Genomic DNA, 25,810 nt, shown 5'->3' on the forward strand with positions numbered 1-25,810 from the left:
GAATCAGGCTCCCATGGCCAGAGCGCGGAACGCGGCACGTCGTTCGGCCTGGCGGACGGGATCCGCAACGGGAGCGGCCAGCAGAAGCCGCCTGGTATAATTGTGCTGTGGATTGGCGGTGACCTGATCGCAGTCACCGAATTCGACGATTTCGCCGCCTCGCATCACCGCGACGCGGTGAGAGATGTGACGGACGACCGCGAGGTCATGGCTGACGAAGAGATAGGCGACGCCGGTGCGCTCCTGAATCTCGATGAAGAGATCGAGGACGCGCGCCTGCGTGGAAAGGTCGAGCGCAGACACCGGCTCGTCGCAGACGATGAGATGCGGCGAGAGCGCCAGGGCCCGGGCTATGGCGATGCGCTGCCGCTGCCCGCCGGAAAATTCGCGCGGATAGCGGAAAGCGGCATCGCTCGGCAACGCCACCTGGTCGAGCAGGGTGCGGACCTTGGCGGTGGCCTCGGCCTTGCCGGCCTGCCCGCGCGCGATGATCGGCTCGGTCAAGATGTCCTCGATGGTCATCGAGGGATTGAGCGAGGTATACGGATCCTGGAATACCGCCTGGATGGCGGCGGCATTGCCCTTGCGGTCGCGCGGCGGCACGCCGGCAATATCCTGCCCATCGAACAGGATGCGCCCCGAACTGACCGGACCGATGCCGAGAATAGCGCGGCCCAAGGTGGTCTTGCCGGATCCGCTCTCGCCGACCAGACCCACCGTTTCACCGGCGCGCACAGTCAGGCTGACGTTCTTGAGGACGTGAAGCGCGCCGAAATGGGTATTCACATCGATGCATTCGACAATAACGTCGTCAGTCATGCGGCAACTCCCCTGCCGGTACGAGGCTGGTAGACACGCGGCGTCACGTCGTCGAGGACGGCGCCGAGCAGCATCTTCGTGTAGTCGTGCTGAGGCGCTGAAAAGAGCTGCCGGACATCGTTGGTTTCCACCACTTTGCCGTCCTTCATGACGGAGACCCGGTGGCAGATGTCGGCCACGACCCCGAAATTGTGGGTGACCAGGATCACCGACATGTTCATCTCCGCCTGGAGATCGCGCAGCAGGTCCAGCACTTCCGCCTGCACCGTGACGTCCAGGGCCGTGGTCGGTTCGTCGGCGATGAGCAGGTCCGGATTGCAGGAGATGGCGCGGGCGATGAGCACACGTTGCGCCATGCCGCCTGAGATCTGGTGCGGATAGGCGTTAAAGGTGCGCAAAGGGTTGGGCATGCCGACGCGCGCCAGCAGCTTGAGCGCTCTTTCCCTGGCTTCGGCTCTGGAAATACCGAGCACCGTGACCATGGGTTCGGTCAGCTGATAGCCGATCCGGAAGGCCGGATCGAGATTGCTCATCGGTTCCTGAGGCACGTAGGCGATGCGCTTGCCGCGCAGCTTGCGCATCTCCTCTTCGGGCAGGTTCGCGATGTCGCGGCCATCGAACCAGATCGAGCCGGAGAGGATGCGGCCACCGGTGGAAAGCAATCCCAGCACAGCAAAAGCCGTCTGTGTCTTGCCCGAGCCGCTTTCCCCAACCAGGCCAAGCACTTCGCCGCGCCGCAGCGTCAGCGACACGCCCTTGACGACTTCCGTCCAGCCGGACTTGTCGGGATAGCCGACGACCAGATCGCGCACGTCGAGCAGCGCATCCTTATCGGTCGGTGCGGCTCCGGCTGCCGGTTTGGCAATTGCTTCCGGCAGACCGGCAATGGCCGCAGGCCGGTTGCCCTGCTGCAGCCGGTCGCGGATGGCATTGGCAAGGAGCACAAGCGAGGCCACGGTCACCGAAATGGCGAGACCCGGCCATAAGATCGCGGTCGGCACCACGAACATGTTGGCGAATGCGTCCTGCAGCATGCCGCCCCAGGTCGGAATGGACGTATCGCCCAAACCGAGGAATTGCAGACCCGACTGGATGACGATCGAGATGCCTGCGACGACCGAAACCTGAATGATGACCGGCGCGCGAATGACCAGAAGGATGTGCCGGACGATGATGCGCAGGTCCGAGAGACCCGAAACGCGCGCCGCATCGACATAGAGCTCGTGCTTGACGCCATTCACCAGATTTCGTGTCAATCGATAGAAGCCCGGCGCCAGCATGACGCCGAAGATCAGCATGGAAATCTCGATGGACGAGCCGAGCGATTGATAGAAGGCGAGCAGGACGATGAGCGCCGGAAGGGACATGAGGCCGTCCGAGATCCAGCTCATGACGACCTCGCGCCGCCCACCGAAATAGCCGGCGAACAGGCCGGCCGTCACGCCCACGAAGGCCGCCACTGTGACCGCGATGAGCGCGCCTATCAGGGTATTGCGTGCCCCATAGACGAGACGGCTGAAGATATCGCGCCCCGATCCGTCGCCCCCCAGGAGATAGCCGTCTCCCGGCGCCGCGTTGACCTTGAAGATCTGCAGGTCGTCGGGCGCGAAAGGCGCGATCAGCGGTGCGAAGATGGCGGTGATAACGACGATGGACAGAAGGATCGTCGCGACGAGCCCGAGCGGATTGATCAGCACTGAGCGCAACAGGCCGGCGCGGGCGGCGAGCGGCGCCGGGGATTGTTGTTGAGTTGCAGACGTCATCAGAGCCTCACCTTCGGATTGACGCAGGCATTGGCGAGGTCGATGGCGATGTTTACGAACACAACGAGAATGATCATGGTGACCACCACGCCCATCAGCACCGGAACATCCCCGGAAAGCGCTGCCTGGACTGTGACGGACCCGAGGCCCGGAATGGCGAAGACCCGTTCGATGATGGCCGCGCCGCCCAGAAGGGCGATGAACTGAACGGAGAGCACGGTGAGTGCCGCCGGCATGGCGTTACGCAGCGCATGGCGGAACAGCACCGATGACGGCCTGATGCCGCCGGCCCTCAGGGTGCGGACATAATCCTGGCGCAGCGCATCGATCATGGCGCCTCGCACCTGCTGGGAAGCAGAGGCGATGCCGGAAAGCACCAGCGCCGCAACAGGCAGGGTGAGTGCTGCGGCCCAGCCGATGGGAGACGTCGAAAAATCCACATAGCCCGTCGCCGGAAACCAGCGGAGATTGAGCGCGAAAACCACGACCAGGATGAGACCGAGCCAGAAATTCGGTAGCGAGAAGCCGATGACACTGAGAACCTGGATCAACCGATCTGCCCAGCCGCCTTTCACGGCAGCGGTAATGCCGAGAAGTGAGGAGATGATGCCAATCGTGATGACGGCCACGGTCACCATGGACAAGGTCACCGTCAGCCGCCCCGAGACGATCCGGGAGACGCTCTCTCCCATTGTCCAGGACTGGCCCAGATCGCCCTGGACGGCATTGGCTACCCAGTCGCCGTACTGCTCGTAAAGCGGCCGGTCGATCCCGAGCTTAGCCTCAAGTGCGGCGATCTGTGCGTCGGTGGCGTTCTCCCCCAGGATGTTCTGGGCCACATTGTCGGCTCCACCGAACACCATCACGAACGTCAGCGTCGTTACCAGCACAAGAAGAACAAGACTCGAGAGGATGCGCTTTGAGACATACTTCAGCATTGCGATCAGCTCCCTTTCCGGGAGCGGTGCACCGCCCGTCCGGGCGGATGCTGCATTCGAGCGAATCTCATTGTCGGTCTCCTCCTCACATTCCTGCCCTGCGAATTTCTTATCGGGCGTCTTTTGCAGGAATTGATAACAGTTGAACCGATGCATCGATAATGCAAAAAGCATCAGCAGTGATAACGCAGGCGCATATCCTTCATGCTCGACCAGATCACCCATCTCTTCCGTCTTCGCACGATCCTTCAGGAAGGCAGCCTTCGACGCGCCTCGGAAAAGCTGAACATCACCCAGCCGGCGCTTTCCCGCTCGCTCGCGCAGCTGGAGAGCTATTTTGGGCAGCGGCTGGTGGAGCGGCATGCACGTGGGGTGAAGGCGACAGCTTTCGGCGAGCGGGTTTTGTCCGTTTCCAGCCGTATCGAGCGCTACTGGGAAATCGCCGAGCACGAATTGCGCGCGGAAGCGATGGACGAAAAGGGCGTGATGCGGATAGGTGGCGGACCGGTGTGGCGCTCAGGCGTTCTGTCGGGCGTGCTCAGCCAGTTGCAGAAGCGCTTCCCCCGTCTTCTGATCGAATTCACGACCCTGACCTTCGGCAAGACGCTGCAGGATCTGCATGAGGGGCGGCTGGATGTTGCCTTCGGCGGCGTCTTCAATGACGGGGGAACCAGCCAGCGCTTCGCCCGCATCAAGCTCACGGAAGTATCCAATCATGTCATGGCGCGGGAGGATCATCCCCTGTTCGCCACGCGCCGGCAGGATGGCGGCATTGCGGCTTCCGATCTTCTTGAGTACCCGTGGATTGTCTACTCCGAGCTACCGGCCTACCGCGAGATCACGCAGCATACGATAGCCGAACATCTCGGCGGTTCGCCGGATATCCGCTTTGTGTGCCAGAACCTGCTTTCAGTGCTTACGATCCTGCAGCAAAGCGATTGCCTTTGCGTGCTTCCGGAATTGTCGGTGCATGCCGTTGCCGCGCCGCGCATCGTTCCCGTTCCCTTGCCCTTGAAACGGAACACGGCCGAGATCGGCATGATCTTCCGTACAGAGCTGCAGGATTGGGAGCCGATGAAAGCACTGGTCGAGCTGTGCAGAACCAGATTTGGCCTCGATAACGAGGTATGACACGGAATGTTCGCTGCCGGCGCTAGACGAAAATGGGCAGTCGCTGCCGACTGCCCACTATCGAAGGCGTATTTGCCTGGGAGGGTTGTCTATTCCGCCTTCGAGAAATCGCGTATGTGTGGCACAGCGTTGGTGGGATGCAACTTCACGGCAGTCTGCTTGTTCGTCAGATAAATGGTGTCGCGCCGATACCACGGGGCAAAGAAGGCGTTTTCCACCATATAGCGGTTGAGATCCCGGTAACCCTTAATCTGCTCGTCGCCGATCGCGTGCTGCGTCGCATCGAGCATCTTGAGGAACTGCGGATCGGCAACTTTGGACGTATTCCAGGCGGAATGCGGATAGCCGAATTTCTGGTACTCCGCCCAGGTCCCCTGATAGCCGAACTGGAAAACGTAAGCTGGAAAACGGCCGGACCGCAGCTCGGGGATGGTTGCGTTGGGAGCAATCTTCTCCCATTGCACCGTTATGCCGATATCCTTGAGCTGTTTTTCGACGATGGGATTGAAACTCGCGAAACTGGCAAGCTCCGGCAAAACCAGGGTGAAGCCCTTGCCGTATCCGGCTTCTTCGAGGAGGGCGCGGGCGGCCTTCGGATCGAATGAATAGACCTTGTCGAGTTCCGGGACATAGGCGCTGCTGCCGGTAGGAAAAATCTGATCGCTCAGGCGACCGAAGCCCAGTTCGACGAATTTGAGGATCGAGGCCTTGTCGAAGGCCATGTTGAGCGCCTTGCGGACGCGCACGTCGGCAAGCGCCGGCGTAATCTTGCCTTCGCGGTCGGCAATGATGAAGCCCAGCCAGTTGACGTCGTTGCGCTGCACGACGAGACCGTTGGCCTCGGCATCCGCGACCGTGCGCGCTTCTCCCAAGCCCGCGTCGACCTGACCCGACTTGAGGGCATTGAGACGCGCAACCTGATCGTTGATCGGCGTGATGGTGACGCGCTCGAAGGGGAACGCGCCCTTGTTCCAATAATTCGAATTGCGGTTATAGACATATTGGCGGCCGGGGACGGAAGCCGAGACATCGTAGATGTAAGGACCTGAACCGATCGGGTTGTTCGCAAAGTCCTTGGAGCCGAGAGTGGCTGGTGAGGCAATCGCGCCGCCGACCACAGTCAGATTGTCGATCAAGCTGGGATCGGGCTCGCTGAGATGCAGGCGCACTTCGGTCGGCGAAACCACTTCCACCTCGGAGATCAATGCGGCCATGAAGCCGTTCTGGCCGGCACCCTTCTTGAGATAGTCGAGATTGGCCTTGACCGCGTTGCCGTCGAAAGGCGTTCCATCCGTAAAGCTCACCCCTTCGCGCAGCGTGAGCGTCAACACGCTGTGGTCGTCATTATAGGACCAGGCGGTAGCGAGGTTAGGCACGACCTTGCCATCGGGCTGCATGACCAGAAGCGTGTCGAGCACGGGCTGCCAGAACTGCATCTGATTGGCGATCATCAGCTGCGCGCGATCGAAGCTGTTATTGTCCAGTATGGCTGCGATGGCCAGCGTCTGGTCGTCGTTTGCGACCTGCGCCATGACCGACGGTGCCGATGCAACCGAACCCATTGCCGCGACAGCCGCCGCGAACACGATGTTACGCATTTTTCCTCCCTTGGCGTCCTGCTCGGTTGCGACCTCCATCAGCCTCGCGACCGGCTTTCCCATCTTCGCTTACCATCCGGCAGGATTAACGAGAAATGCAAAGAACAGCTTGAGTGATAGATCAAACTCATATGTCGCTTTGCCGCGGCTTATGCATTGCGCTTATCGCTCGCGGGTGTTTTGTCAGTCCTCTCCACGCTTTGGCGATGATATCGAGATAGCCATAGACAAGCGGGAGGAAGAGGCATGGGCGATCGGCCGAACATATTGTGTATCGTGAGCGAAGACTGCCCGCCCCGGCTTGGTGCCTATGGCGACACGCTGGCACACACGCCCAATCTTGACCGGCTGGCAAGCGACGGGGTCGTCTATGAAACGGCCAACTGCACCTCGCCGGTCTGCGCACCTTCGCGCTTTGCCATTCTGACCGGTCGCTACGCTGAAAGCTGCCCCAGAGCACAGCATATGCAGGCGCTGGCCCACCTCCCGAACGAGTTCCTGACCTACCCTGCCGAGATGCGGAAGGCCGGCTATTATTGCACCAACAACGCCAAGACCCACTATAACTGCGATGTCGATCCGGCGGAAATCTGGGACGAATCCAGCAGGTCAGCTCATTGGCGCAACCGTCCCGACGACAAGCCCTTCCTCGCCGTCTTCAACTGCATGACGACGCATGAATCCTGCACCTTCAAGGAGCAGCCCGGCACCGTACGCCCCGAGGATGTCACCCTGCCATCCTATCTGCCCGACACGCCCGGCATGCGGCAGAGCCTGGCGCGGCAGTATAATGCCATTGCGCGCATGGATGCCGAACTGGGCCAGCATCTGGCCGACCTGGAGGCCGATGGCCTCGCCGACGACACCATCGTCTTCTATTTCTCGGACCACGGCTCGGCGCTGCCGCGCTCCAAGCGCTATCTTTATGACGAGGGATTGCGCGTACCCCTGATCATCCGGGTCCCGCCCAGATGGCGCCACCTCATGCCGCATGTCGCCGGAACGCATGTCAGTGCCCCGGTATCGCTCGTGGACCTCTTCCCGAGCTTCCTTGTCATTGCCGGCCTCGATAGTCCGCAAGGACTGCACGGCACGCCGCTGCTGGGGCCGCAGGCCGTGCCGCGCCAATATGTCTTCGGTGGCCGCGACCGGATGGGCGAACGTTACGATCTCAGCCGCACGGTCCGTTCGGAGCAGTACCGCTATATCCGCAATTACATGCCGCACCGCATGCTCGGGCAATATGTCGCCTTCGAGTGGCTCGGCGTGCATTATCAGGACTATGAGGCGGTGCATCTGGGCGGCATGCTCAACCCTGCGCAAGAACAGTTCTGGCGCCAGAAGCCGGCGGAAGAGTTCTACGACCTTCAATGCGATCCCGACGCCACGGTCAACCTGATCGACGATGCGGCATACGAGAACCTGATCGATGAACATCGCGCGGCGCTGGACGAGCATATGCTCGCAATACGCGATACCGGCTTCATTCCCGAGCACAGCCCGGTGGAAACCTGGGAAGCGAGCCGGAACGAAACGCTCTACCCGCTCCCGGAGATCATGGACCTTGCGCTTGCCGCCGCTGCCCGAAATGGGAAGAATGCGCCGACCCTTTTGAGCAGGCTGTCTCACCCCTCACCGGTCATGCGCCATTGGGCCGCCAAGGGGCTGCTCATGCTTTCTTCCTCGGGGCAGTCTCTATCCGAAGGCCTTGCGGCCGCCTATGCGAAGGAACCGGCCCCACAGGTCCGCATTCCGCTGGCCGAAGCGCTCGGTCATGCAGGGGACGCCCGTCATTGGGTGAGCGAAATAACGCGGATTCTCCGCACGGAACCAGACCCGCGCATCAAGCTGCAGGCCCTCGACGCGTTGACCTGGTTGCCGCCATTCCCCGACATCTCGCTCGCCGACGTGCGTGCGCTGCATGATGACGAGGATACCTATCTGCGCCAATCCTCCGATTATCTGGCCCAGCGGCTGGACGGCACCTATAGGCCGACCAACACGATCTTCGACTGGAGCAAGCTCGATGCCGAGGGGCAGATGGGCAAGCAGAAGGCCGGCACGACCCGGCAATAGTCGCAATGAAGTCCTGTAAGATGCGTTGCTTTTCGTATGATTGGATATAGCCATGACGCTCACCTTGGATCACCTGACGAAAGCCCCCTTCAATCTCGATCGCGAAGCGCTTGCCTGGGTGGAACGCACGTTTCAGGCCCTCGATGAAACGTCCCGTGCCGCACAGCTTTTCAACCTGAACTCCAAGGGCGATGACCGTCAGACGGAAATCGCCCGCCTTCGGCACCTGAAGCCGGGCGGCATCACCCGCTTCTTCGGCTCTGACGGCAAGGCGGAACGCGAGCATATGGCCGCCATTCAGGCGGAGGCCGATATCCCGCTTCTGGTATCCGCCGATCTCGAAGGCTCCCGCATGAGCCTCTCCTTCGGAACGCCCGTTCCCAATCCGCTCGCACTCGCCGCGGTGGACGATGTACCGCTCACCGAAGCGATCTCCGACCTCATGGCGCGCGAAGCCCGCTCCGTGGGTATCAACTGGTCCTTCACCCCGGTCCTCGACATCAATGCGGCCTTCCGCAGCCCGATCGTCGCGACCCGCGGATACGGCTCCGACCCGGCACTCATCGAGCGCCACGCGCTGGCGCAGATGCGTGTTTTTCAACGGCTTGGCCTTGCCGCAACAGTCAAGCACTGGCCGGGCGAAGGATATGACGAGCGCGACCAGCATCTCGTCACGACGATCAATCCGCTGTCGATGGAAGACTGGCGCGCAACCTTCGGAACGCTCTACAAGGCTGCCATCGACCAAGGCGTGAAGTCTGTCATGTCGGCCCACATCGCATTGCCGGCTTATATCCTCGAACGCGATCCCGACGCCGGAGAAGAAGCCTATCTGCCGGCTTCGATTTCGGCGGCGCTCAATCTCGACCTGCTTCGCGGCGAACTTGGCTTCAACGGCCTCATCGTCTCGGATGCAAGCGAGATGGCGGGCTTGTCAGGCGTCATGCCGCCATGTGAGGCCAAGATCGAGATCATCGCGGGGGGCTGCGACATGGTGCTCTTTTCCTCCGATCCGGAAACGGAAATCGCCGCCGTGCGCGACGCCGTCCATTCCGGACGCATCACCGCCGAGCGCTTTGCCAACGCGGTGACCCGGGTCCTGGCGCTCAAGGCCTCGCTCGGGCTACACCGAAGCGTCGAGATACCGCCCCATGTCGGCGACGCGGCCGCGCAAAAACTGGCGGAAGACGCTTTCGCCCGCGCCCCGACACTGGTGAAGGACCGCACCGGCACCCTGCCGCTGGACCTCGCGAAACACCGGCGCATCCTCGTGGTATCCGGCGGGATCGTCGAACCGATGCAGAACGCCCGGCTGGACTTCAAGCTGCCGGAGATGCTGGCAAGCGAGGGGTTCGAGGTCACCCTCCATCGGTACGGCACACCCCTCGATGCGGAAGGGCAGGATCTTGTGCTCTATCTCTTCGGCGAGGAGACGCTTCTGACGCGCGGGCGCATCTTCCTCGACTGGCTTTCGCTCCACGGCGATTTCCGGGCGGCCATGAAGCGGCCCTGGACACGGCTGCCGACGGTGATGATCTCCTTCGGCTTCCCCTACTACCTCTACGACGCCCCAAGGGTGCCGACCTATATCAACGCCTACTCGACCCACGAGGCGATGCAGAAGGCCGTGCTTGAGGCGCTCATGGGCAGGCGCCCGTGGAACCGGAAGAATCCCATCGATCCCTTTTCTGGCGCTCCGGATGCCAGGTTCTAGGCGGGTGCGACCGCCCGGCGGGATTGCCGCGATATCAGCCTGCTCGACGCTCGCCGGGCCGAACATCATAGGCGATGCGGAAGCCGGTATTGCTGGACGCGCTGTCGGGTGACAGGCCCATGCGGGCGGCAATCCTGTATCGATAGCAGTAGCTCTTGTGGCACAGAAACGAACCGCCCTTGAGCAGCTTGTCGGCACTCTTTTTCGCCTGTTCATTGCGAATTTTCGCCTGGCGCGTGAGCGAGCGCACTCGGAACGGATCGCTCGTCCATTCCCAGATATTGCCGGCGAGATTGTAGAAGCCGTCCCCGGTCGGTGTGAAGCTGCGCGCCGGCGCGGTGCCGAAAAATCCATCCGCCAGCGTGTTCTGGTGCGGAAACCGGCCTTGCCAGATATTGCAGAAGACCTTCGCGTCCGTCGGCTCTTCGTCGCCCCAGGGATAACGGCGGCGACGATTGCCACCCCTTGCCGCATGTTCCCATTCCGCTTCCGTGGGAAGGCGACCGCCGACCCAGTACGCAAACGCCATGGCGTCATTCCACGACACTTGCGTCACCGGGTGATCCATCCTGTCCTCGATCGAACTGCCCGGCCCTTCCGGAGCCTTCCAGATCGCCCCGTCCACCCGCCCCCACCACGGCGTGCCCGCGACATTATTGGCTGCAAGTTCCCGATCGTTCAGCAATCCCATGAACACCGCGGCACAGCCGAATTTCTCCGCTTCGGTGACGTAGCCAGTTGCCTCAACGAATTCGGCAAAACGCGCGACGGTGACGGTTTCGGCCTCGAGAAAGAAATCGTTGACGGTGACCCTGCGTTCCGGCCCCTCGCCGTCGACGGCGATGACCGGGTCGTTGGTACCGACGAAGGTCTCGCCGCCCTTGACTGCGATCACCTCGCCCGCCTTGCCCCGCGACGAAATCTTCGCAGCTTCGCCCGATCCTTCGTTTCCATTGTTTCGGCTGACAGCCGAACAGCATCCGTTCATTGTATCTTCCCGAACTTTTCCATCCCGGCGAACTGCACTTTCAGTAAACTACCTGCCGCGGTGGTAAAGCATTTCGAGATGGAACATGTGCGAGCCGCCGCGTGGCGTTGACGCCAGGATTTTCGTCTCACGCAACTCCTTCCGCGGCAGGCGATCATGGGTCGCAGGTTCGATGCAGAACACGTTTATCCCATCGTGGGCATTGCACAAGGTCTGCAGGAAAGGCAGGCCGCCCCAGCCTATCCCGGTCCATTGAAATGAACGCCCGCAACGTGAAAAGCCAGGGGAATATCTCCAATGGAGGGAATCGCGCATTCCAAATTTCGCTCGGACTTGCGCAATGACAAGGACGAAAAACGGCTCGTTCGATATAGGCGGATAGTCCGGCCGGCCTCGCGAGGAACCCTAGCTGGAACTCTCCTAATCCTCGAGGCCCCGCGATGTCTCATGCATTTCACGTCATGGCCAAACCCATCGGCCCCAAATGCAACCTCGATTGCACCTATTGCTATTACCTGGAGAAGGAAGCCCTATACCCCGGCGAACGCCGGTTTCGGATGCCGCCGGATATTCTGGAAACCTTCATCCGTGACTACATTGCCAGCCAAAGCAGCATCGGACAAAAGGAGATATGGTTCGCCTGGCAAGGCGGAGAGCCGACCCTTCTCGGGCTGGACTACTTCAGGACCATCGTTGCGCTGCAAAGGAAACACTGCCCTCCCGGCCGAACCATCGCGAACGCCCTGCAGACGAATGGAACTCTGCTGGATGAGGATTGGGGGCAATTCCTGGGTCAGGAAGGGGTCCTGGTTGGCTTGAGTCTTGATGGCCCCCCTCACCTTCACGACCACTACAGGCGCGACAGGCGGGATTTGCCGAGCTCGGCGCGCGTCCTGAACGCGTGGGAACTGCTCAATCGCCACAAGGTGGAAACCAATATTCTATGCGTCGTCAACAAGCACAACGCGGCCTGCCCTTTGGATGTCTACCGCTATCTCCGTGAACTTGGCGTCGATTTCATACAATTCATTCCTCTGGTCGAGCGCGTTGATCCGAAAGGCCACCTCGCACCTCCACCGCACCCCGGGGATGAAGGAAACATGGTGACCCCCTGGAGCGTCACGCCGGAAGACTACGGTCGGTTTCTCTGTAGCATTTTCGATGAGTGGGTCCGCCACGACGTCGGCAAGATCTTTGTCCAGCTATTCGATCTGCAGCTCGGTGTATGGATGGGACAGCCGGCCTCGCTATGCGTGTTCGCGGAAACCTGCGGTACCGGTCTTGCGCTCGAACACAATGGCGACCTCTATGCCTGCGACCACTACGTCTATCCTCAATATCGACTGGGCAACATCAAGGATACGCCGATAGCCGACCTGGCCGCCCTGCCGCAACAGTTGCAGTTCGGCCTGGACAAGCGGAGCGGGCTGCCCGGGATGTGCAAGGAGTGCCGATGGCGGTTTGCCTGTCATGGCGGTTGCCCAAAGCACCGCTTCCTGCCGGCAATTGGAGACGAGACTGAACGCGTCAATTATTTCTGCCGGTCCAATCGCACGTTCTTCGAACATGCCGCTCCCTATTTTGGAATGATGGCTGAGCTTCTGCGTCGGGGTCAGCCGCCTGCCCGTATCATGGACCTGCTTGACAGCCTGGCCGTCCGCCCGGACATGTAGGAGCTGCCTACGGGACACCTTGAGCATATTGCCTCGCCTGCAGCCTTACGCATGCGGCGGCAATGGAGCGCCGGCAAGTTTTGCCGTGAGATTGTCTCGGAAACGGTAGTAACGCAATGTCATCGCCGGAGCGAAACTCATGTAGAAAGGCGCCGCCGAGAGCGGTTCCAACTTCAGCGCCAGTTCGTCGTCCGGCTTGCCGAGAGCCCATTCCGACAGGACTGAGCCAAGCATGGAGCCGGTCGGCACGCCGCGCCCGGAAAGGCCGGTGAGCGCCACGACACCCGGTGCGAGATTGTAGAAACGAGGAACTGTCCGGTATTGCATGTCCAATTCTCCGAACCAGAAATACTCCCAGCGAATGTCGGTGCGGATCTGCGGATGCAGCCATTTCAACCGGTCGGTCATCACCTGCCGTGTATAAGCCATGTCGCTGCCGCGCCTGCCCATGGGGAACATGGAGGCGACGATGCGGCCCTCCCGATTGTACTTGTAGACATAGATGTCGCCGCGCCCGTCATGGATCGTGGTGTTCTGCGGCAGTACCGTCCGGCGCTCGTCCCCGGACAGCGGCTGCGTGGCGGCTACGAAGACGCGCTGAATCTTGAAAGTCCTGTCGAGCTTCGGCCAGCCGCCAACCGTGTAGGCGCCGGTCGTGAAAAGCACTTTGTCTGCAATGACCTCTCCTTTCTCCGTTTTCACCGACCAGCCGCCGCCGGCATGACGCTCGCAGCCGGTCACCGGAGAGCGAGTGAAGATCCGGACTCCTTCGGACATGGCCGCTCGCGTCAGGCCGCGTGCATAGGAAAGCGGGTTGAGATGCCCCCCTTCCGGGTGAAACCATCCGCCGTGAAAGCGCGGGCTGCCGGTAATCGCCTCAACCTCGCCTCTGTCAATCAGACGGGTCCTGGCACCGACTGCATTATATGTATCGACCTTGGCCCGAAGCTTCGAAAGCGCCCCGGGATTGGCGGCGGCCATCACGTAGCCGTTCTGCACCCATTCGCAGTCGATCTGGTAGTCGCGGATCATCGCCGAGACACGGTCGTTTGCCCGTGTCTGGCGCTCGATGAGGCGATCCGCCCAGGGCTTTCCGAGCATTGCCCGGAGTTCCGGCAGGCTATAATGCGTAAAGGTCGGGGTGCAATGGCCGGCATTGCGGCCGGATCCGCCGAAGCCCGTCTCCCGCGCCTCGATGAGCGCGACCTTCACCCCGGCGCGAGCAAGCTCCAGCGTCGTCGTAAGCCCCGTATAGCCGCCGCCGACGACGGCTATGTCAGTCCTTACCGTGCCCACGAGCTCCGGCGTCTCGGGAGCAGGAACGGCGGTCGCATACCAGAGCGACGCCTCGAAGGGTGAAAAGCACGCCATCTGCCTCTCCTCAATCGATATCGCTACGGGCGTCGAGTGCGTCGCGCAGCCCGTCACCGATGAAGTTGAAGCTGGTGACCGCAAGCGTGATCGCCACACCCGGCACGATGGCGAGCCAGGGTGCCCGGTCGAGATACTGCTGGGCACCGTTTAGCATGTTACCCCAGCTCGGCAGCGGCGGCTGAATGCCATAACCCAGGAAGCTCACATAGGCTTCGAGCAGAATGGCGCGAGCGACGGTGAGAGTGGCGGCGACGATGATCGGACCGATCGCGTTCGGCAAAAGCTCCCGGAACATGATCTTGGTATCCCTGAGGCCGAGCATGCGTGCGGCCATCACGAAATCGCGTTCCCGCAGCGACCGGATCTCGGCCTCGACGATACGGGCAATCTCCATCCAGCTTGTCACCGCAATGATGACGGTGATCATGAACGGGCTCGGCTTGATGAAGGCTGCGAGCACCAGGAGAAGGAAGATCGAGGGAAAGGACAGGAACGCATCGACGAAACGCATCAACGCCGCCCCCAGCCGCCCTCCATAATAGCCGGCAGTGATGCCGATCACCGTACCGATCGCGGTGGAAAGCAGCATGGCGAAGAAACCGACGAGCAGAGAGATTCGCCCGGCCATGAACAGGCGGGCCGCAATATCTCGACCGAGCGGGTCCGTACCGAAGATATGCGCTCCAGTCATCGGCGAGGCGAAGCGGGCCCGGATGTCGATATAAAGCTCATCATAGGGCAGCAGCCAGGGACCGCAAACACAGGCGAAAGTAAGGATGACAATCATAGCCACGCCGATGAGAGCGAGACGATGGCGCATGAAACGGCGCAGCGTGCGGCTTTGCCACCAGTGAATTTGCTCCACAGCGATAGGGGAAGCGACAGCGGACATGAGCGATCTCCTTTCAACCGAGCCGAATGCGGGGATCGACGAATGCAACAAGCAGATCGGCAATCAGATTGCCGGCCAGCACGAGCATGGCGGAGAACATCAGAAGTCCCATGACCACCGGATAATCGTTGTAGCCGAGGCTATCGAGGAAAAGCCGCCCCATGCCTGGCCAGGTGAAGACCGTTTCGGTGACCAGGGCGCCACCAAGGATGCTCGGCAGTTGAAGACCGGCAAGTGTAATCATCGGCAGGAGCGCATTGCCGACCACGTGCTTCATCAGGACCGTTCGCTCCGGCAACCCTTTGGCGCGCGCCGTGCGGACGAAATCCTGGTTGATAACCTCCAGCGTCGCGGTACGCATGTATCGCCCCCAGACGGCCACGTTGACGAAGGCGAGGACCAGGCTCGGCATGATGAGGTGGATCGCATAGTCGCCGAAGGATCCGTCGCCAATCGTGTACATGTTGCCGGCAGGCAGCCACTTCAGCCACAGCGAGAAGACATAAATCGCAACAAGGCCGAACCAGAAGGTCGGGATCGACAGCGCCACCATGGCACCGACCGTCGCCGCATAATCGAAAACCGAATATCGTTTTACCGCACCCTTGATGCCGATCCAGGTGCCGACGAGGATCGAGATCAGGGTCGAGGTTCCCATCAGCAGCAGCGTGGCAAAAAGATGCCGTCCGATGACATCCAGTACCGGCTGGTTGTCGCGATAGGAGCGACCCCAATCTCCCTGCACGAGGTGCCACAGCCAATCGGCATATTGGATGGGCAGAGGCCGGTTGAGGCCCATCTGTTCGGCCAGCCGGTTAAGCGCTTCCTGCGTCATGCCGGGTGTCAGCGCATATTGAGACAGCGGTCCGCCCGGAGCGAGATTGAGGACGGCAAAGCCGATCATCGAGACGATGACGAGCAGGACAAGGCTTTGCCAGAGCCTGCCGAGGAGATAGTGAAACATGGCGGTCTCCGATTGTACCGGGCCGGCATCCGGGGCACATGCGTGCCGCTCATTCCGGACCTGGTTGGACGGAATACGAGAGGACCCGACCGATCCCGGGTCCTCCAGACGACGAGTTATGACGCCCAATACCAGCTTGCGACGTTCCAACTGTCGATGCGCACGTTGATGTTAGGTTCCACGCCGTCGACGCCTTCCTTGTGACCGCGAACAGTGGCGTATTGGAAGAGCGGCAGAAGCGGCAGGTCGTTCCGGACCGTTTCCTGGATCTTGAAATAGATCTTCTTCCGTTCCTCGGGCACGAAAATCGTACCGCCTTCCTCAAGCAGCTTGTCCACGGTGGGATTGGCATATTGCCACGTGTTCTGTCCTGCTCCTCCCTTTGCGGCGGAAGACGTGGATTTCATGTAATCCGACGTATCCGGATCCGCGCCGGTCAGGAAGTTGATGCCGACGACGACGGAGTCGAACTGCGACATCATCCAATAATCACCCCACATGACGGCCGGCGGCAGGTTGGAGATCTTCATCTCGATGCCCAATTCCTTGAAGGACTGCTGGAGATATTGCTGCACCTGTTCCCGGATATGATTGCCGGCCGTCGTGGAGTTGGTGAACGAGAGCTTTATCCCGTCCTTCGCCCGTATGCCGTCGGAGCCGAGCTCCCAACCCGCGTCGTCCAGCAGCTTCTCCGCGGTCTCCATGTTGTATTCATGCTTCGGCAGGTCCGGATTGTAATAGAAGGACTGCTGCGGCATGTAGCTTTCGGTCGGAGTGGGCAGGCCGTAATAAAGCGCATCGATGATCGTCTGCTTGTCGATGGCCGCATAGAGCGCTTTGCGCACCGCCGGGTCCTTGAATTGCGGCTTTTCCATGTTGAATGAAAAGGATTCGACGGTCGCCATCGGCACGACGTCGACTTTCTTGCCATCGAGGCCCTTGGCTTCGTCATAATGATCGGGGGTAATATACTGGAGGCCGATGACATCGATGTCGCCGGTCTTGAACTGGGTGTAGAGCACCGTCAGATCCGGGATGTATTTGTAGATGACCCGCTCCAAATAGGGACCGTCGCCGAAATAGTCTGCGTTCGCTTCAAGCTCGATATGGTCGCCGGCAACGCGGTTCACCCACTTGAAGGCGCCCGTTCCGATCGGCGCATTGTTGAACGGAGCCGTGTTCTTGTCGGCCACACCATCGAAGGCGTGCTTTGGCACGATGAAGGTGGCGGCGAGAATCGAGGCATAGGGTGCGAAGGCCGCCGCCATTTTCCAGGTGATTTCTGTCGGGGAAACGACGGTCAGTTCGCGCACATGCTCATGACCGGTCTTGCGCCAACTGCGGAAATTCGGATCGACAAGCAGCTCCAGCGTAAACTTTACGTCTTCGGCTGTGAAGGGTTTGCCGTCATGCCACTTCACATCGTCCCGCAGCTTGATCTTCCAGGTGAGTCCATCAGCCGAAATGCCGCCGTTCTCGACGCTCGGCACTTCCCTGGCAAGCGCCGGATAGAAGCTGCCGTCCGGCCCGATGCCGAAAAGAGGATCGAAGATCGAGAACGAGACGCCTTCATCCACCTCGATATGCGGCATATGGGGATTGAATACGGTCGGCTCCTGCGAAAAGCCGATGATGACTTTGCCGGTCGGCTTGGCGGGCGGAGCGGCTTGAGCCTCGCCCTTGCCGAGGATGTTCGGCATGAAAAGACCTGCAGAACCTGCCGCCATCATCAGCGTCAGTGCCTGCCGCCGGGTGGGATGCGTAAAAACTGTAACTTCCTTGTCTGACATAGCTGTACCCCTTTGTTGATTTTCTGGAACTGCTTATCTGACCGCCCTCTTGCGGGACGTTGACGGTGATACGCCGCCGGGGCGGCGCCTCTGCGAAAGGCTCCGGGAAAACCGGGCCGTTAAAGGCAGAAGCGGCTCTTAGAAGCCGCTGATCAGTTCGATCTTCGAGCCATCGGAAAAACGGCCGAAACGGAAGGCCTTCCGATCGACGACGGGCTCGCGGTCGGTGACGATATCGGCCATCAGCCGGCCCGCAGCCGGACCGATGCCAAAACCGTGGCCGGAAAAGCCCGTGGCGACATGAAAGCCCGGTATGGCATCCAGCGCGTCAATCACCGGAACCGCATCCGGCGTCACGTCGATAAGCCCTGCCCAGCGCTGGGTGATTTCCGCCCTTTCAAAAACCGGAAACGCCTTCTTCAGCTTGACGAGCGCGCTCTCGGCCATCGCCTTGGACGGGATCGGGTCAAGGACGCGATGGTATTCGAAGGGACTTGGCTCATCGAGCTCCCAGCGCCGTGGAATGCGGTATTCGTCATAAAACCGGCCGCCGAACCGGAAGCTCAATGAACGCCATTCATGCATCAGCGCCGGCAGGAACTTCGTCGCATAGCGGAACGAGGCCGGCACGATATCCACGATGTTCTGGAAGCCGTTGGCGATCGTGTAGCCGCCATCCTGGCGTTTGCGGATGGCGAAGCCGCTCGACCAGATGGCTTCCTCCGGCCCGCCTTCCAGAGGCTTGGTGCGCATGACCGAGTTCATGACCTTGAGTTGCGGCAGGTCGAGGCCGTTGTTGCCGAGAAAGAGGCTGGACCAGGCACCGCCCGCAAGGACGACGGACTTGCAGGCGATCTCTCCACGCTCGGTGACGACGCCGGACACCCGCCCGCCGGAAAGCTGCAAGCCGCGCACGGCGCATTCGGTCAAAATATGGGCGCCCTTGTCGCGCGCCGCCTCGGCGATCGCCGGAGCGGCTTTTTGCGGCTCGGCGCGGCCGTCGGCGGCGGTGTACAGCGCGCCGGCAAGCTTCATGTCGGAACCGGGATATTTTTCCCTGAAATCCTTGGCGCTCAGCATGCGGGACTCGAGCTGATAACCTTCCAGATTCTCGTTCCAGCGTTCGTGTTCTGCATAAGCCCTGTCATCGGCACAGGTGAACACGATGCCGGCGCGTTTGTAGCCGGTATCGCGACCCGTGCGGCGATCGAGATCCGCCCATATGCGCAACGCCTCGGCCATCAACGGAACTTCACGTGGATCCCGCCTGGAGATACGCACCCAACCCCAGTTACGGCTCGACTGCTCATGACCTATGCCGCCTTTTTCGCAGAGCGCCACGCGCATGCCCCGTTCTGCAAGTTCCAGCGAGGTGGAAGTGCCTATGATACCGCCGCCGATAACAACGACATCGACCTCTTTCGGCAGCTCCGCATCACCCTGAACGGGAACAACATAGGGTCCGGGCATGTCAGAAGGACTCCTCCAGCTGGCAATTTATGGCGAACTCTGCGACCGATGCCTCGTTCGGCAAAGAAACGAGCATCACGATAATGCGGGCAAGATCGTCTGGGCTCGTCATCATCCGATCATCCCGGTCAGTCAGGCCGCGCGCCATGTCAGTCGCGACGAAGCCCGGACAAACGGCGGTTGCGCGGATACCCTGATCAAAGCCGGCATGGCGAAGGGCGTGAGCCAGCCCGACCGCCGCAAACTTGCTGACCGAATAGGTTCCGGAGCGAGCTGATTTCACCCGCTTGCCGGAGAGTGAAGCGATGATGATGATCCTGCCTTGGCCGCCTGCCGCAAGCGGCTCCCACGCGGCCCGGGCGAGCTGACGCGGCGCCCTCACATTGACGGTCAGCATGGCGTCGAGGTCTTCGTCTTCAGCCTCGATCACGGTTTTGGCGACCATGACACCTGCATTCGCGATGATGGCGTCGATGCGGCCGAACCGTGCCAGAGCAGCCGCTACCCAGCGCTCCCCGGCTTTCGGATCGGTCGCGTCGTAACCACACACCTGATGTCGGTTCTCATCTGCCCAGACCGGCAATACCGGCGACCGCATGCCAAGGGAAACTCTCCAGCCTCCCGCCGCGAAGGCTTCTGCCGCGGCCGCGCCGATACCGCGATTGGCGCCTGAGATCAAAACCACCTTTTCATCTGCCATGGTCCTGATCCTCAGACTTCGTCGTTGGGTTCAAGCCCGACGACGCGGCGGTAGGTACGCCCGAGAACCCGGATCAGCATTGCGTGCTCCTCGTCCGTTATGTCGGAAAAGAAATTCCGCGACTGCCTGGTGATGATCGGACGGATAAGATCAGCGAGTTCCCTTCCCTTCCCGGTGATGTAAAGAGCCTGCGCGCGATTGTCGTCCGATGAAACTTCGCGCGTCAGCAGTCCGTGCTCTTCCATCTGCTCGAGCAGCCTTCCCATTGCCGAGCGATCTTTCAGGATCATCTGCGCGATTACCGAAGGTCGGATTCCCGGATGCCGATCCACCAGAAGCAGCGTCGTAATCTTACCGGTGCCGCGGGCTACATCGAGCCCTTCCAGGCTTTGGTCGAGATCACGCGAGACTGCCATATTCAGCGACCTGATATAGAAGCTCAGCGTGTCCTCAAGCACGTCGAGCCCGATTTCGGTCATCGGATTTCGCGTCGCTTTCGGATCGCTGGCCATCATCCCTCGCAAAACAAAGTAAGTCATTCCCGCCGGCCAAGACGAAGTTCGCCGGCCAAGAGATACCTGGGGCAAAGGCATGATTAACCGTTTTCCGGTTAATCGCCGAAACTGCATAATTTCCAGAAGCTTGGTACATCCATAAGAGCGCCATCCTGCTTGAGACGGTCCACGCTCTTTTCGTATTGCAGTTTTCATTCAACGCCCATTAGTGGACTTATGCAACTATTATTTTGCCCGAGCGCCCTAAAATTTTCCACACCCCCTTAATGCACAAACATTGGGCAGGCGTTGCGATTTGTAACCACAAAGCCGCGGAGATGTTCGGCGAGCGCTTCGAGTGCTTGGCTGCGAATGCTCGCTTTCCATTCTTGCGAAACGGCAAATCGCATTAGACCTTCGGCGCAGTTGCGGCATGATCTTTTTCACGGGACAATCGGCCATGTTCTGCGGGAGGAGCCAATGAACCAGCATGTCACGCATGCAAATCAGGTCTACGCATCCGCGCAGTCCGCAGCCGCGAGTTCCCGGGTCGTGGCATCGTGGCGACGCTGCATGACCATGCACCGTCTTTCGCCGGAGGAGAAACGGCTGCCCATACGGCTGACGGAGAAGGAACTCCGGTTGGCGCGTGAGCGATCCGGCAAATTGGTCGCCCATGCCACCGGGGAACTCGATCTCCTCTTTCAAACGGTCGGCAGGGCTGGCTGCTGCCTGCTGCTGACCGATCGTGGCGGCATCGCACTCGAGCGGCGCGGGGTGGCGGGAGACGACAAGGATTTCCACGACATCGGTCTATGGACCGGCTCCATTTGGTCCGAAGCCAGCATCGGCACAAACGGGATCGGCACGGCAATTGCCGACGAACGTTCCGTTTCCATCATCCGTGATCAGCATTTCTTCGCGTCCACCACCAATCTGAGCTGCACGACCGCGCCGATCCGCGATCATCGCGCGCAGCTTGTTGGAGCGCTGGATGTTTCGACCTGCCGCGACGACATCAATGAGATCACCCTTTCGATCATCTCGCAGACTGTCCGCGAAGCCGCCATGCGGATCGAACTGCAGTTGTTTTGCAGTGCGTTCGCAGCCGCGCGTTTCATCGTGGTGCCGACGGAGAGTAGCGCAGTCTCTGCATTGCTCGCGGTGGATGGGAATGACATGGTGATCGGTGCGACAAGGGCGGCACGTCTGGCACTCGATATCGACGACCAGCGGATTGCCGGCGGTATGCCCGCATCGGACCTCCTCGATGAAGAGGCCAATTCGGAACAGGAAGGCTTGCGGGGAGCGGAACGCGCGGCTCTTCTGAGAGCGCTGTCGCGCACCAACGGCAATGTCTCGCAGGCAGCAATATCTCTCGGCATGAGCCGGGCGACATTGCACCGCAAGATCAAGAAGCTCGGATTGCACTGATGCAAAGGAATCTGGCAGGCCGGATGTGTCGCAGATTTGCGACACTGTGCAATGCGGTATGACGCAGCGGCTCTGTCATCCGGGTCAGAAGATGGGCAGTTTCCCCCTCAGGTTCGTCGTGAACCTGGCTATTCCGGGAGGATCAGATGCTGCATCAGAAAATTATCGAATCTCCGTTCAAGCTCAAATACGGCAACTATATCGGCGGCGAATGGCGTGAGCCGGTCGGCGGCCGGTATTTCGATAACATCACGCCGGTTACCGGCGGCAAGATCTGCGAAATACCGCGATCCGACGAGAGGGATATCGAGGCCGCGCTCGACGCCGCGCATGCCGCAAAGGACAAATGGGGCCGAACCTCGACCACCGAGCGCGCCAATATCTTGATGAAGGTCGCGCAGCGGATGGAAGATAAACTGGAGGTGCTTGCCCAGGCCGAGAGCTGGGATAACGGCAAGCCGATCCGAGAGACGATGGCTGCCGACATCCCGCTGGCAATCGATCACTTCCGCTACTTCGCCTCCTGCATCCGCGCCCAGGAAGGATCGATCGGCGAGATCGACCACGATACCGTCGCTTATCATTTCCACGAGCCTTTGGGTGTCGTCGGGCAGATCATTCCGTGGAATTTCCCGATCCTGATGGCGGCCTGGAAGCTTGCTCCGGCACTTGCCGCCGGCAATTGCGTCGTCATCAAACCGGCCGAGCAGACGCCGGCTTCCATCCTTGTCTGGGCAGAAATCGTCGGCGACCTCCTGCCGGCCGGTGTGCTTAACATCGTCAACGGCTTCGGCCTCGAAGCCGGCAAGCCGCTTGCCACGAGCAACCGGATCGCCAAGATCGCCTTCACGGGCGAAACCTCCACCGGACGGCTCATCATGCAATATGCAAGCCAGAACCTGATCCCGGTCACGCTCGAACTCGGCGGCAAATCGCCCAATATCTTCTTCGCCGACGTGATGGCCGAAGACGACGATTTCCTCGACAAGGCGCTGGAAGGTTTTGCGATGTTCGCACTGAACCAGGGTGAGGTCTGCACTTGCCCGAGCCGTGCGCTCATTCAGGAATCGATCTACGATCGCTTCATGGAAAAGGCGATCAAGCGCGTTGACGCGATCAAGCAGGGCAATCCCCTCGATCCCTCGACAATGCTCGGAGCGCAAGCTTCTCACGAACAACTCGAAAAGATCCTCTCCTATCTCGACATCGGCAGGCAGGAAGGTGCCGAGGTTTTGACCGGTGGCGCGCGTAACGATCTCGGCGGAGAGCTTTCGAACGGCTATTACGTGAAGCCCACCATTTTCCGGGGTCACAACAAGATGCGCATCTTTCAGGAGGAGATCTTCGGTCCGGTGGTCTCCGTCACGACCTTCAGGGACGAGAAGGAGGCGCTCGAAATCGCCAATGACACGCAGTATGGCCTTGGCGCCGGTGTGTGGACGCGCGACGGGATGAGAGCCTATCACTTCGGGCGCGAGATCCAGGCAGGGCGCGTCTGGACGAACTGCTACCATGCCTATCCGGCGCATGCCGCCTTCGGCGGCTATAAGCAATCCGGCATCGGTCGCGAAACGCACAAGATGATGCTCGACCACTACCAGCAAACCAAGAACATGCTGGTGAGCTACGATCCCAAGCCACTCGGTTTCTTCTGATTTTTCAAGAAACCGCTCGGCTTCCGGGGATGTCGGGAGCTCCCGGTTGTGCCCAGTCTTCCCATAAGAAGGCTGGGCAAGGCAACAGGCGGCCATCGTCATTCGCACCAGGCAATCCGCCTACGGGCCGGGAAATTCGGCAGGCATTTTGCCAGCGTCATTGGCGACTTGAAAATCCCTTATGATTAAGCGTTTCGTTTTCTCGGACAGTCGCCTCATTGCCTTTCCGAGCGCAAGCGCTATTTCCAGGGAAGGAGGAACGACAATGCTGACGCTGAGATGGGACAAACCTGTCCGCGCCGGTGGCCATTTGATATTCGGGCCGCTCGAAGCGCACAACTTCATGATATCCGACTGGCCTCACCTGAAGGACCGCGACTTCGCAATTGCGGAAAACGCAATCCTTGCGGCGTTGGATGGACGACAATCACCTGACGAGGCGCGCGAAAAGTTTGAAGCGGCGTTGAAGTCCGCGCAGCTCAATTAGACCAGTAGCCGAAGGATAATCCTCCTACCATCGGTAGAGACCGACGACGCTGCTCGATAAATTGACGACGCGGCCTCCGTCACGCAACCGTCTGGCAGCCTCCCGGAGGCCATCGAACGTGCCTTTGAGATTGACCGCGAGAATACCTCACCGTGCGGATAGGCTTCGGTCCGGGCTGGCATTCTGACCGGCAGGCGGCAATGAAGTTGAACACGGAAGCCCGCTTCACCGACATGGACGCGGACAAGTAAAATTCGGTCACCCGAAGCAATGGCGCTCGATCGTCTCGGGGGCAGCCTGACGTTCGAAAGAGGCGGCCGCTGGTTTACAGCAAGAGCCTGCTTTCCGCTCTGACGGTCTCAGACCCGCGTCCAGATGAAGCATCCCGCTGGCAGGATCGAATTGCCGATCAGGAGCGCGCCATGATCGTAAAACTGCTTCGCATCCCCTCCGCCGGATATGTCGACGGCCCAGACGGTATCGGACGCATCGGACCACAGCAGGCGGCCGCGACTTGCCTCAAGGCCTTGCATGGCCCGTGCGGCGGTGGTGCCGGGACCAAACACGATCATGACGGTTCCATCGTTCGGAGCGGGTAGTGCCGCAAGAGGGCCTGCAATGGATACCGCTATAACAAGTGCCGCCGGTCCTTTCGGGATACGGCGCCCACCGTCTCCTTTGCTATTCCTGCGCATCAGCATCCCAAGCGCCAGAGGCACGAGCCCGAACACGGCGAACCACAGGAGATCCCAGAACAACTGGTTCTCGACGTCCATCCGGATACGGTGGATTCCGAGTATCCAGTGGGAAAGGACACTGTCGAGGACATGCCAGGCGCCGAAGCCCATCAATGCGTTCGCGAACAGCAGTCTGTCTGCTCCACCGGAAGCGAAGGCGTGCCGCGACCGCCACAGCAGCCACAGCCCCGCCGCGGCGATGACATACATCAGGGCGTGGAAAAGTCCGTCCGCCAGGATCAGCACCCGGATGTCCTGGCGCGCCTCCTCAATGCCGCTCAGGAGATGATGCCATTGCAGGATCTGGTGCAGCAGTATTCCATCGAAGAACCCACCCAGTCCAAAGCCCAGTGCATATCCTGACCAGATCAGTGCCGCGGGGAAGCCGCGATCATCAGTTTCTTCCAGACCGATGGACGCCGGCGTCATGCGCTGCCTCGTCTGATGCCGATGGCTCGAAGCACCGCATCGAGCTTGTTGCCGCCATGGGCTTCGAAATCACCTCTGAGCGCCTTTAGCGCATAGCGTTCCTGATTGATCTCTTCAGCCGTCCGAAAACCCAGCCGGCGCAGGATCGGCAGCGGCGGACACCAGCCCTGAACCGCGTGCTGGAACAGGAATCCCGTCACGACAACGGGGAGCGTCAGCCAGCGGCGGTCTACCGTGGCTGCCAATACAGTTCCGGTGAAGGCCAATGAGGAGGCATTCGCCTCGAGTGTTCGTTCGATGTCCCACTCTCGATCCAGTTCCGCCAGCCGGGATTCGATCTGGTCAGGATGAACTTCGTAATAGGCAAGCCTGTCTTGCATCTCGCGGCGCAGGCGACGGTTGATCTCGTCGGAAGTCTGGGTGCTGACCCGATTGGCGGTGGTCGTAGCCATGGCCTTTCTCCTTCGCCCAACAACCAGGGAAAGTGCCCAAAGTTCCAAGTCACTCTTGAAAGAATAACATTATACAATATGTTATAATGTATAGTCATCTTAGCCAAGGAGATGGCATGAAAGAGGCCGCGGCCGTTGAGAGAACGGATCACTGACATGCAGGTGAAGATCGAGGGACAGTCACACTTCCGGCCTTTGGGCTTACCTTATTGGGGTTTTGCAGATCTCAACA

Annotated in this window: 21 protein-coding genes and 1 pseudogene; 7 read left to right on the top strand and 15 right to left on the bottom strand. The window is 60.4% G+C overall.

From position 1 onward, the window contains the following. Nucleotides 1–3: 3 nt before the first annotated feature. From ABK249_RS27600 to ABK249_RS27610, 3 genes are read right to left on the bottom strand one after another with little or no spacing between them, the layout of a single operon-like run. The gene (locus ABK249_RS27600) at nucleotides 4–819 is read right to left on the bottom strand and encodes an ATP-binding cassette domain-containing protein (protein WP_348864638.1); all 816 of its coding nucleotides are present in this window, start codon (nucleotides 817–819) and stop codon (nucleotides 4–6) included. Beyond that, on the bottom strand, nucleotides 816–2,582 hold the full coding sequence (locus ABK249_RS27605; RefSeq protein ID WP_348864639.1) for a dipeptide/oligopeptide/nickel ABC transporter permease/ATP-binding protein: 1,767 nt from the start codon (nucleotides 2,580–2,582) through the stop codon (nucleotides 816–818). Before ABK249_RS27605 ends, ABK249_RS27600 begins: the two co-directional genes overlap by 4 nt. After that, nucleotides 2,582–3,520, bottom strand: coding sequence for an ABC transporter permease (locus ABK249_RS27610; protein ID WP_348864640.1), 939 nt, complete (start codon nucleotides 3,518–3,520; stop codon nucleotides 2,582–2,584). The genes ABK249_RS27605 and ABK249_RS27610 overlap by 1 nt, the downstream gene beginning before the upstream one ends. A 204-nt stretch (nucleotides 3,521–3,724) precedes the next feature. Between ABK249_RS27610 and ABK249_RS27615 the strand changes: the two genes are divergently transcribed. Continuing rightward, nucleotides 3,725–4,651: a LysR family transcriptional regulator gene (locus ABK249_RS27615; RefSeq protein ID WP_348864641.1), complete on the top strand. Its 927-nt coding sequence runs from the start codon at nucleotides 3,725–3,727 to the stop codon at nucleotides 4,649–4,651. 89 nt (nucleotides 4,652–4,740) lie between these two features. Here the strand turns inward: ABK249_RS27615 and ABK249_RS27620 are convergent, their stop codons facing one another. Continuing rightward, nucleotides 4,741–6,312, bottom strand: coding sequence for an ABC transporter substrate-binding protein (locus ABK249_RS27620; RefSeq protein ID WP_227705763.1), 1,572 nt, complete (start codon nucleotides 6,310–6,312; stop codon nucleotides 4,741–4,743). A gap of 183 nt (nucleotides 6,313–6,495) precedes the next feature. Between ABK249_RS27620 and ABK249_RS27625 the strand changes: the two genes are divergently transcribed. Next, nucleotides 6,496–8,325, top strand: coding sequence for a sulfatase-like hydrolase/transferase (locus ABK249_RS27625; protein WP_348864642.1), 1,830 nt, complete (start codon nucleotides 6,496–6,498; stop codon nucleotides 8,323–8,325). 52 nt (nucleotides 8,326–8,377) lie between these two features. Then, complete coding sequence (locus ABK249_RS27630) at nucleotides 8,378–10,039, top strand: glycoside hydrolase family 3 protein (protein ID WP_227705761.1); 1,662 nt, start codon at nucleotides 8,378–8,380, stop codon at nucleotides 10,037–10,039. Between the two features lie 34 nt (nucleotides 10,040–10,073). Here the strand turns inward: ABK249_RS27630 and ABK249_RS27635 are convergent, their stop codons facing one another. Further along, nucleotides 10,074–11,027: a formylglycine-generating enzyme family protein gene (locus ABK249_RS27635; RefSeq protein ID WP_227705760.1), complete on the bottom strand. Its 954-nt coding sequence runs from the start codon at nucleotides 11,025–11,027 to the stop codon at nucleotides 10,074–10,076. 461 nt (nucleotides 11,028–11,488) lie between these two features. Between ABK249_RS27635 and ABK249_RS27640 the strand changes: the two genes are divergently transcribed. Next, nucleotides 11,489–12,700, top strand: a complete 1,212-nt coding sequence (locus tag ABK249_RS27640; protein ID WP_348864643.1) for an anaerobic sulfatase maturase — start codon at nucleotides 11,489–11,491, stop codon at nucleotides 12,698–12,700. Nucleotides 12,701–12,745: 45 nt separating this feature from the next. Here the strand turns inward: ABK249_RS27640 and ABK249_RS27645 are convergent, their stop codons facing one another. The 7 genes from ABK249_RS27645 to ABK249_RS27675 all read right to left on the bottom strand — a co-directional run bounded on the left by ABK249_RS27645 (nucleotide 12,746) and on the right by ABK249_RS27675 (nucleotide 20,369). Continuing rightward, nucleotides 12,746–14,071, bottom strand: a complete 1,326-nt coding sequence (locus ABK249_RS27645; RefSeq protein WP_348864644.1) for an NAD(P)/FAD-dependent oxidoreductase — start codon at nucleotides 14,069–14,071, stop codon at nucleotides 12,746–12,748. Nucleotides 14,072–14,081: 10 nt separating this feature from the next. Further along, nucleotides 14,082–14,966 (bottom strand): ABC transporter permease, encoded by an 885-nt coding sequence (locus ABK249_RS27650; RefSeq protein WP_037145375.1) that lies wholly within the window; start codon nucleotides 14,964–14,966, stop codon nucleotides 14,082–14,084. Nucleotides 14,967–14,979: 13 nt separating this feature from the next. Further along, on the bottom strand, nucleotides 14,980–15,930 hold the full coding sequence (locus tag ABK249_RS27655; RefSeq protein WP_037145373.1) for an ABC transporter permease: 951 nt from the start codon (nucleotides 15,928–15,930) through the stop codon (nucleotides 14,980–14,982). A gap of 116 nt (nucleotides 15,931–16,046) precedes the next feature. Continuing rightward, entirely contained in the window at nucleotides 16,047–17,720 is a 1,674-nt protein-coding gene (locus ABK249_RS27660) for a peptide ABC transporter substrate-binding protein (RefSeq protein WP_348864645.1), read from the bottom strand. 138 nt (nucleotides 17,721–17,858) lie between these two features. Next, the gene (locus tag ABK249_RS27665) at nucleotides 17,859–19,190 is read right to left on the bottom strand and encodes an NAD(P)/FAD-dependent oxidoreductase (protein WP_348864646.1); all 1,332 of its coding nucleotides are present in this window, start codon (nucleotides 19,188–19,190) and stop codon (nucleotides 17,859–17,861) included. A 1-nt stretch (nucleotide 19,191) separates the two neighbouring features. Continuing rightward, a complete protein-coding gene (locus tag ABK249_RS27670) occupies nucleotides 19,192–19,890 on the bottom strand; it encodes an SDR family NAD(P)-dependent oxidoreductase (RefSeq protein ID WP_348864647.1) in 699 nt (232 codons plus the stop codon). Between the two features lie 11 nt (nucleotides 19,891–19,901). Then, nucleotides 19,902–20,369 (bottom strand): MarR family winged helix-turn-helix transcriptional regulator, encoded by a 468-nt coding sequence (locus ABK249_RS27675; RefSeq protein WP_227705752.1) that lies wholly within the window; start codon nucleotides 20,367–20,369, stop codon nucleotides 19,902–19,904. A gap of 495 nt (nucleotides 20,370–20,864) precedes the next feature. Between ABK249_RS27675 and ABK249_RS27680 the strand changes: the two genes are divergently transcribed. The 3 genes from ABK249_RS27680 to ABK249_RS27690 all read left to right on the top strand — a co-directional run bounded on the left by ABK249_RS27680 (nucleotide 20,865) and on the right by ABK249_RS27690 (nucleotide 23,960). Next, nucleotides 20,865–21,818, top strand: a complete 954-nt coding sequence (locus ABK249_RS27680) for a helix-turn-helix domain-containing protein (RefSeq protein WP_348864648.1) — start codon at nucleotides 20,865–20,867, stop codon at nucleotides 21,816–21,818. 146 nt (nucleotides 21,819–21,964) lie between these two features. After that, a complete protein-coding gene (gene adh / locus ABK249_RS27685) occupies nucleotides 21,965–23,473 on the top strand; it encodes an aldehyde dehydrogenase (protein WP_348864649.1) in 1,509 nt (502 codons plus the stop codon). Nucleotides 23,474–23,738: 265 nt separating this feature from the next. Then, the gene (locus ABK249_RS27690; protein ID WP_037145362.1) at nucleotides 23,739–23,960 is read left to right on the top strand and encodes a DUF982 domain-containing protein; all 222 of its coding nucleotides are present in this window, start codon (nucleotides 23,739–23,741) and stop codon (nucleotides 23,958–23,960) included. A 36-nt stretch (nucleotides 23,961–23,996) separates the two neighbouring features. Here ABK249_RS27690 and ABK249_RS27695 read toward each other — a convergent pair. The 3 genes and pseudogenes from ABK249_RS27695 to ABK249_RS27705 all read right to left on the bottom strand — a co-directional run. Further along, a pseudogene (locus tag ABK249_RS27695) lies at nucleotides 23,997–24,101 on the bottom strand (3-ketoacyl-ACP reductase); the annotation flags it as partial. A gap of 218 nt (nucleotides 24,102–24,319) precedes the next feature. Continuing rightward, a complete protein-coding gene (locus ABK249_RS27700) occupies nucleotides 24,320–25,126 on the bottom strand; it encodes a DUF2243 domain-containing protein (RefSeq protein ID WP_348864650.1) in 807 nt (268 codons plus the stop codon). Beyond that, nucleotides 25,123–25,578 carry a hypothetical protein gene (locus ABK249_RS27705; RefSeq protein WP_037145359.1) on the bottom strand — a complete coding sequence of 152 codons (456 nt, stop codon included), beginning with the start codon at nucleotides 25,576–25,578 and terminating at the stop codon, nucleotides 25,123–25,125. Before ABK249_RS27705 ends, ABK249_RS27700 begins: the two co-directional genes overlap by 4 nt. Nucleotides 25,579–25,810: the final 232 nt, after the last annotated feature.

It is taken from the genome of Neorhizobium phenanthreniclasticum (genome assembly GCF_040066075.1).
Classification (GTDB): Bacteria; Pseudomonadota; Alphaproteobacteria; order Rhizobiales; family Rhizobiaceae; genus Neorhizobium; species Neorhizobium petrolearium.

What these genes read in the sequence shown, in the direction of transcription:
- adh (WP_348864649.1), top strand. Translation starts at nt 21,965, where the DNA reads ATGCTGCATCAGAAAATTATCGAATCTCCGTTCAAGCTCAAATACGGC.
- ABK249_RS27610 (WP_348864640.1), bottom strand. Translation starts at nt 3,520, where the DNA reads ATGCTGAAGTATGTCTCAAAGCGCATCCTCTCGAGTCTTGTTCTTCTT.
- ABK249_RS27700 (WP_348864650.1), bottom strand. Translation starts at nt 25,126, where the DNA reads ATGACGCCGGCGTCCATCGGTCTGGAAGAAACTGATGATCGCGGCTTC.
- ABK249_RS27680 (WP_348864648.1), top strand. Translation starts at nt 20,865, where the DNA reads ATGAACCAGCATGTCACGCATGCAAATCAGGTCTACGCATCCGCGCAG.
- ABK249_RS27625 (WP_348864642.1), top strand. Translation starts at nt 6,496, where the DNA reads ATGGGCGATCGGCCGAACATATTGTGTATCGTGAGCGAAGACTGCCCG.
- ABK249_RS27640 (WP_348864643.1), top strand. Translation starts at nt 11,489, where the DNA reads ATGGCCAAACCCATCGGCCCCAAATGCAACCTCGATTGCACCTATTGC.
- ABK249_RS27600 (WP_348864638.1), bottom strand. Translation starts at nt 819, where the DNA reads ATGACTGACGACGTTATTGTCGAATGCATCGATGTGAATACCCATTTC.
- ABK249_RS27675 (WP_227705752.1), bottom strand. Translation starts at nt 20,369, where the DNA reads ATGACCGAAATCGGGCTCGACGTGCTTGAGGACACGCTGAGCTTCTAT.
- ABK249_RS27690 (WP_037145362.1), top strand. Translation starts at nt 23,739, where the DNA reads ATGCTGACGCTGAGATGGGACAAACCTGTCCGCGCCGGTGGCCATTTG.
- ABK249_RS27620 (WP_227705763.1), bottom strand. Translation starts at nt 6,312, where the DNA reads ATGGGAAAGCCGGTCGCGAGGCTGATGGAGGTCGCAACCGAGCAGGAC.
- ABK249_RS27635 (WP_227705760.1), bottom strand. Translation starts at nt 11,027, where the DNA reads ATGAACGGATGCTGTTCGGCTGTCAGCCGAAACAATGGAAACGAAGGA.
- ABK249_RS27655 (WP_037145373.1), bottom strand. Translation starts at nt 15,930, where the DNA reads ATGTTTCACTATCTCCTCGGCAGGCTCTGGCAAAGCCTTGTCCTGCTC.
- ABK249_RS27615 (WP_348864641.1), top strand. Translation starts at nt 3,725, where the DNA reads ATGCTCGACCAGATCACCCATCTCTTCCGTCTTCGCACGATCCTTCAG.
- ABK249_RS27630 (WP_227705761.1), top strand. Translation starts at nt 8,378, where the DNA reads ATGACGCTCACCTTGGATCACCTGACGAAAGCCCCCTTCAATCTCGAT.
- ABK249_RS27650 (WP_037145375.1), bottom strand. Translation starts at nt 14,966, where the DNA reads ATGTCCGCTGTCGCTTCCCCTATCGCTGTGGAGCAAATTCACTGGTGG.
- ABK249_RS27605 (WP_348864639.1), bottom strand. Translation starts at nt 2,582, where the DNA reads ATGACGTCTGCAACTCAACAACAATCCCCGGCGCCGCTCGCCGCCCGC.
- ABK249_RS27705 (WP_037145359.1), bottom strand. Translation starts at nt 25,578, where the DNA reads ATGGCTACGACCACCGCCAATCGGGTCAGCACCCAGACTTCCGACGAG.
- ABK249_RS27645 (WP_348864644.1), bottom strand. Translation starts at nt 14,071, where the DNA reads ATGGCGTGCTTTTCACCCTTCGAGGCGTCGCTCTGGTATGCGACCGCC.
- ABK249_RS27670 (WP_348864647.1), bottom strand. Translation starts at nt 19,890, where the DNA reads ATGGCAGATGAAAAGGTGGTTTTGATCTCAGGCGCCAATCGCGGTATC.
- ABK249_RS27660 (WP_348864645.1), bottom strand. Translation starts at nt 17,720, where the DNA reads ATGTCAGACAAGGAAGTTACAGTTTTTACGCATCCCACCCGGCGGCAG.
- ABK249_RS27665 (WP_348864646.1), bottom strand. Translation starts at nt 19,190, where the DNA reads ATGCCCGGACCCTATGTTGTTCCCGTTCAGGGTGATGCGGAGCTGCCG.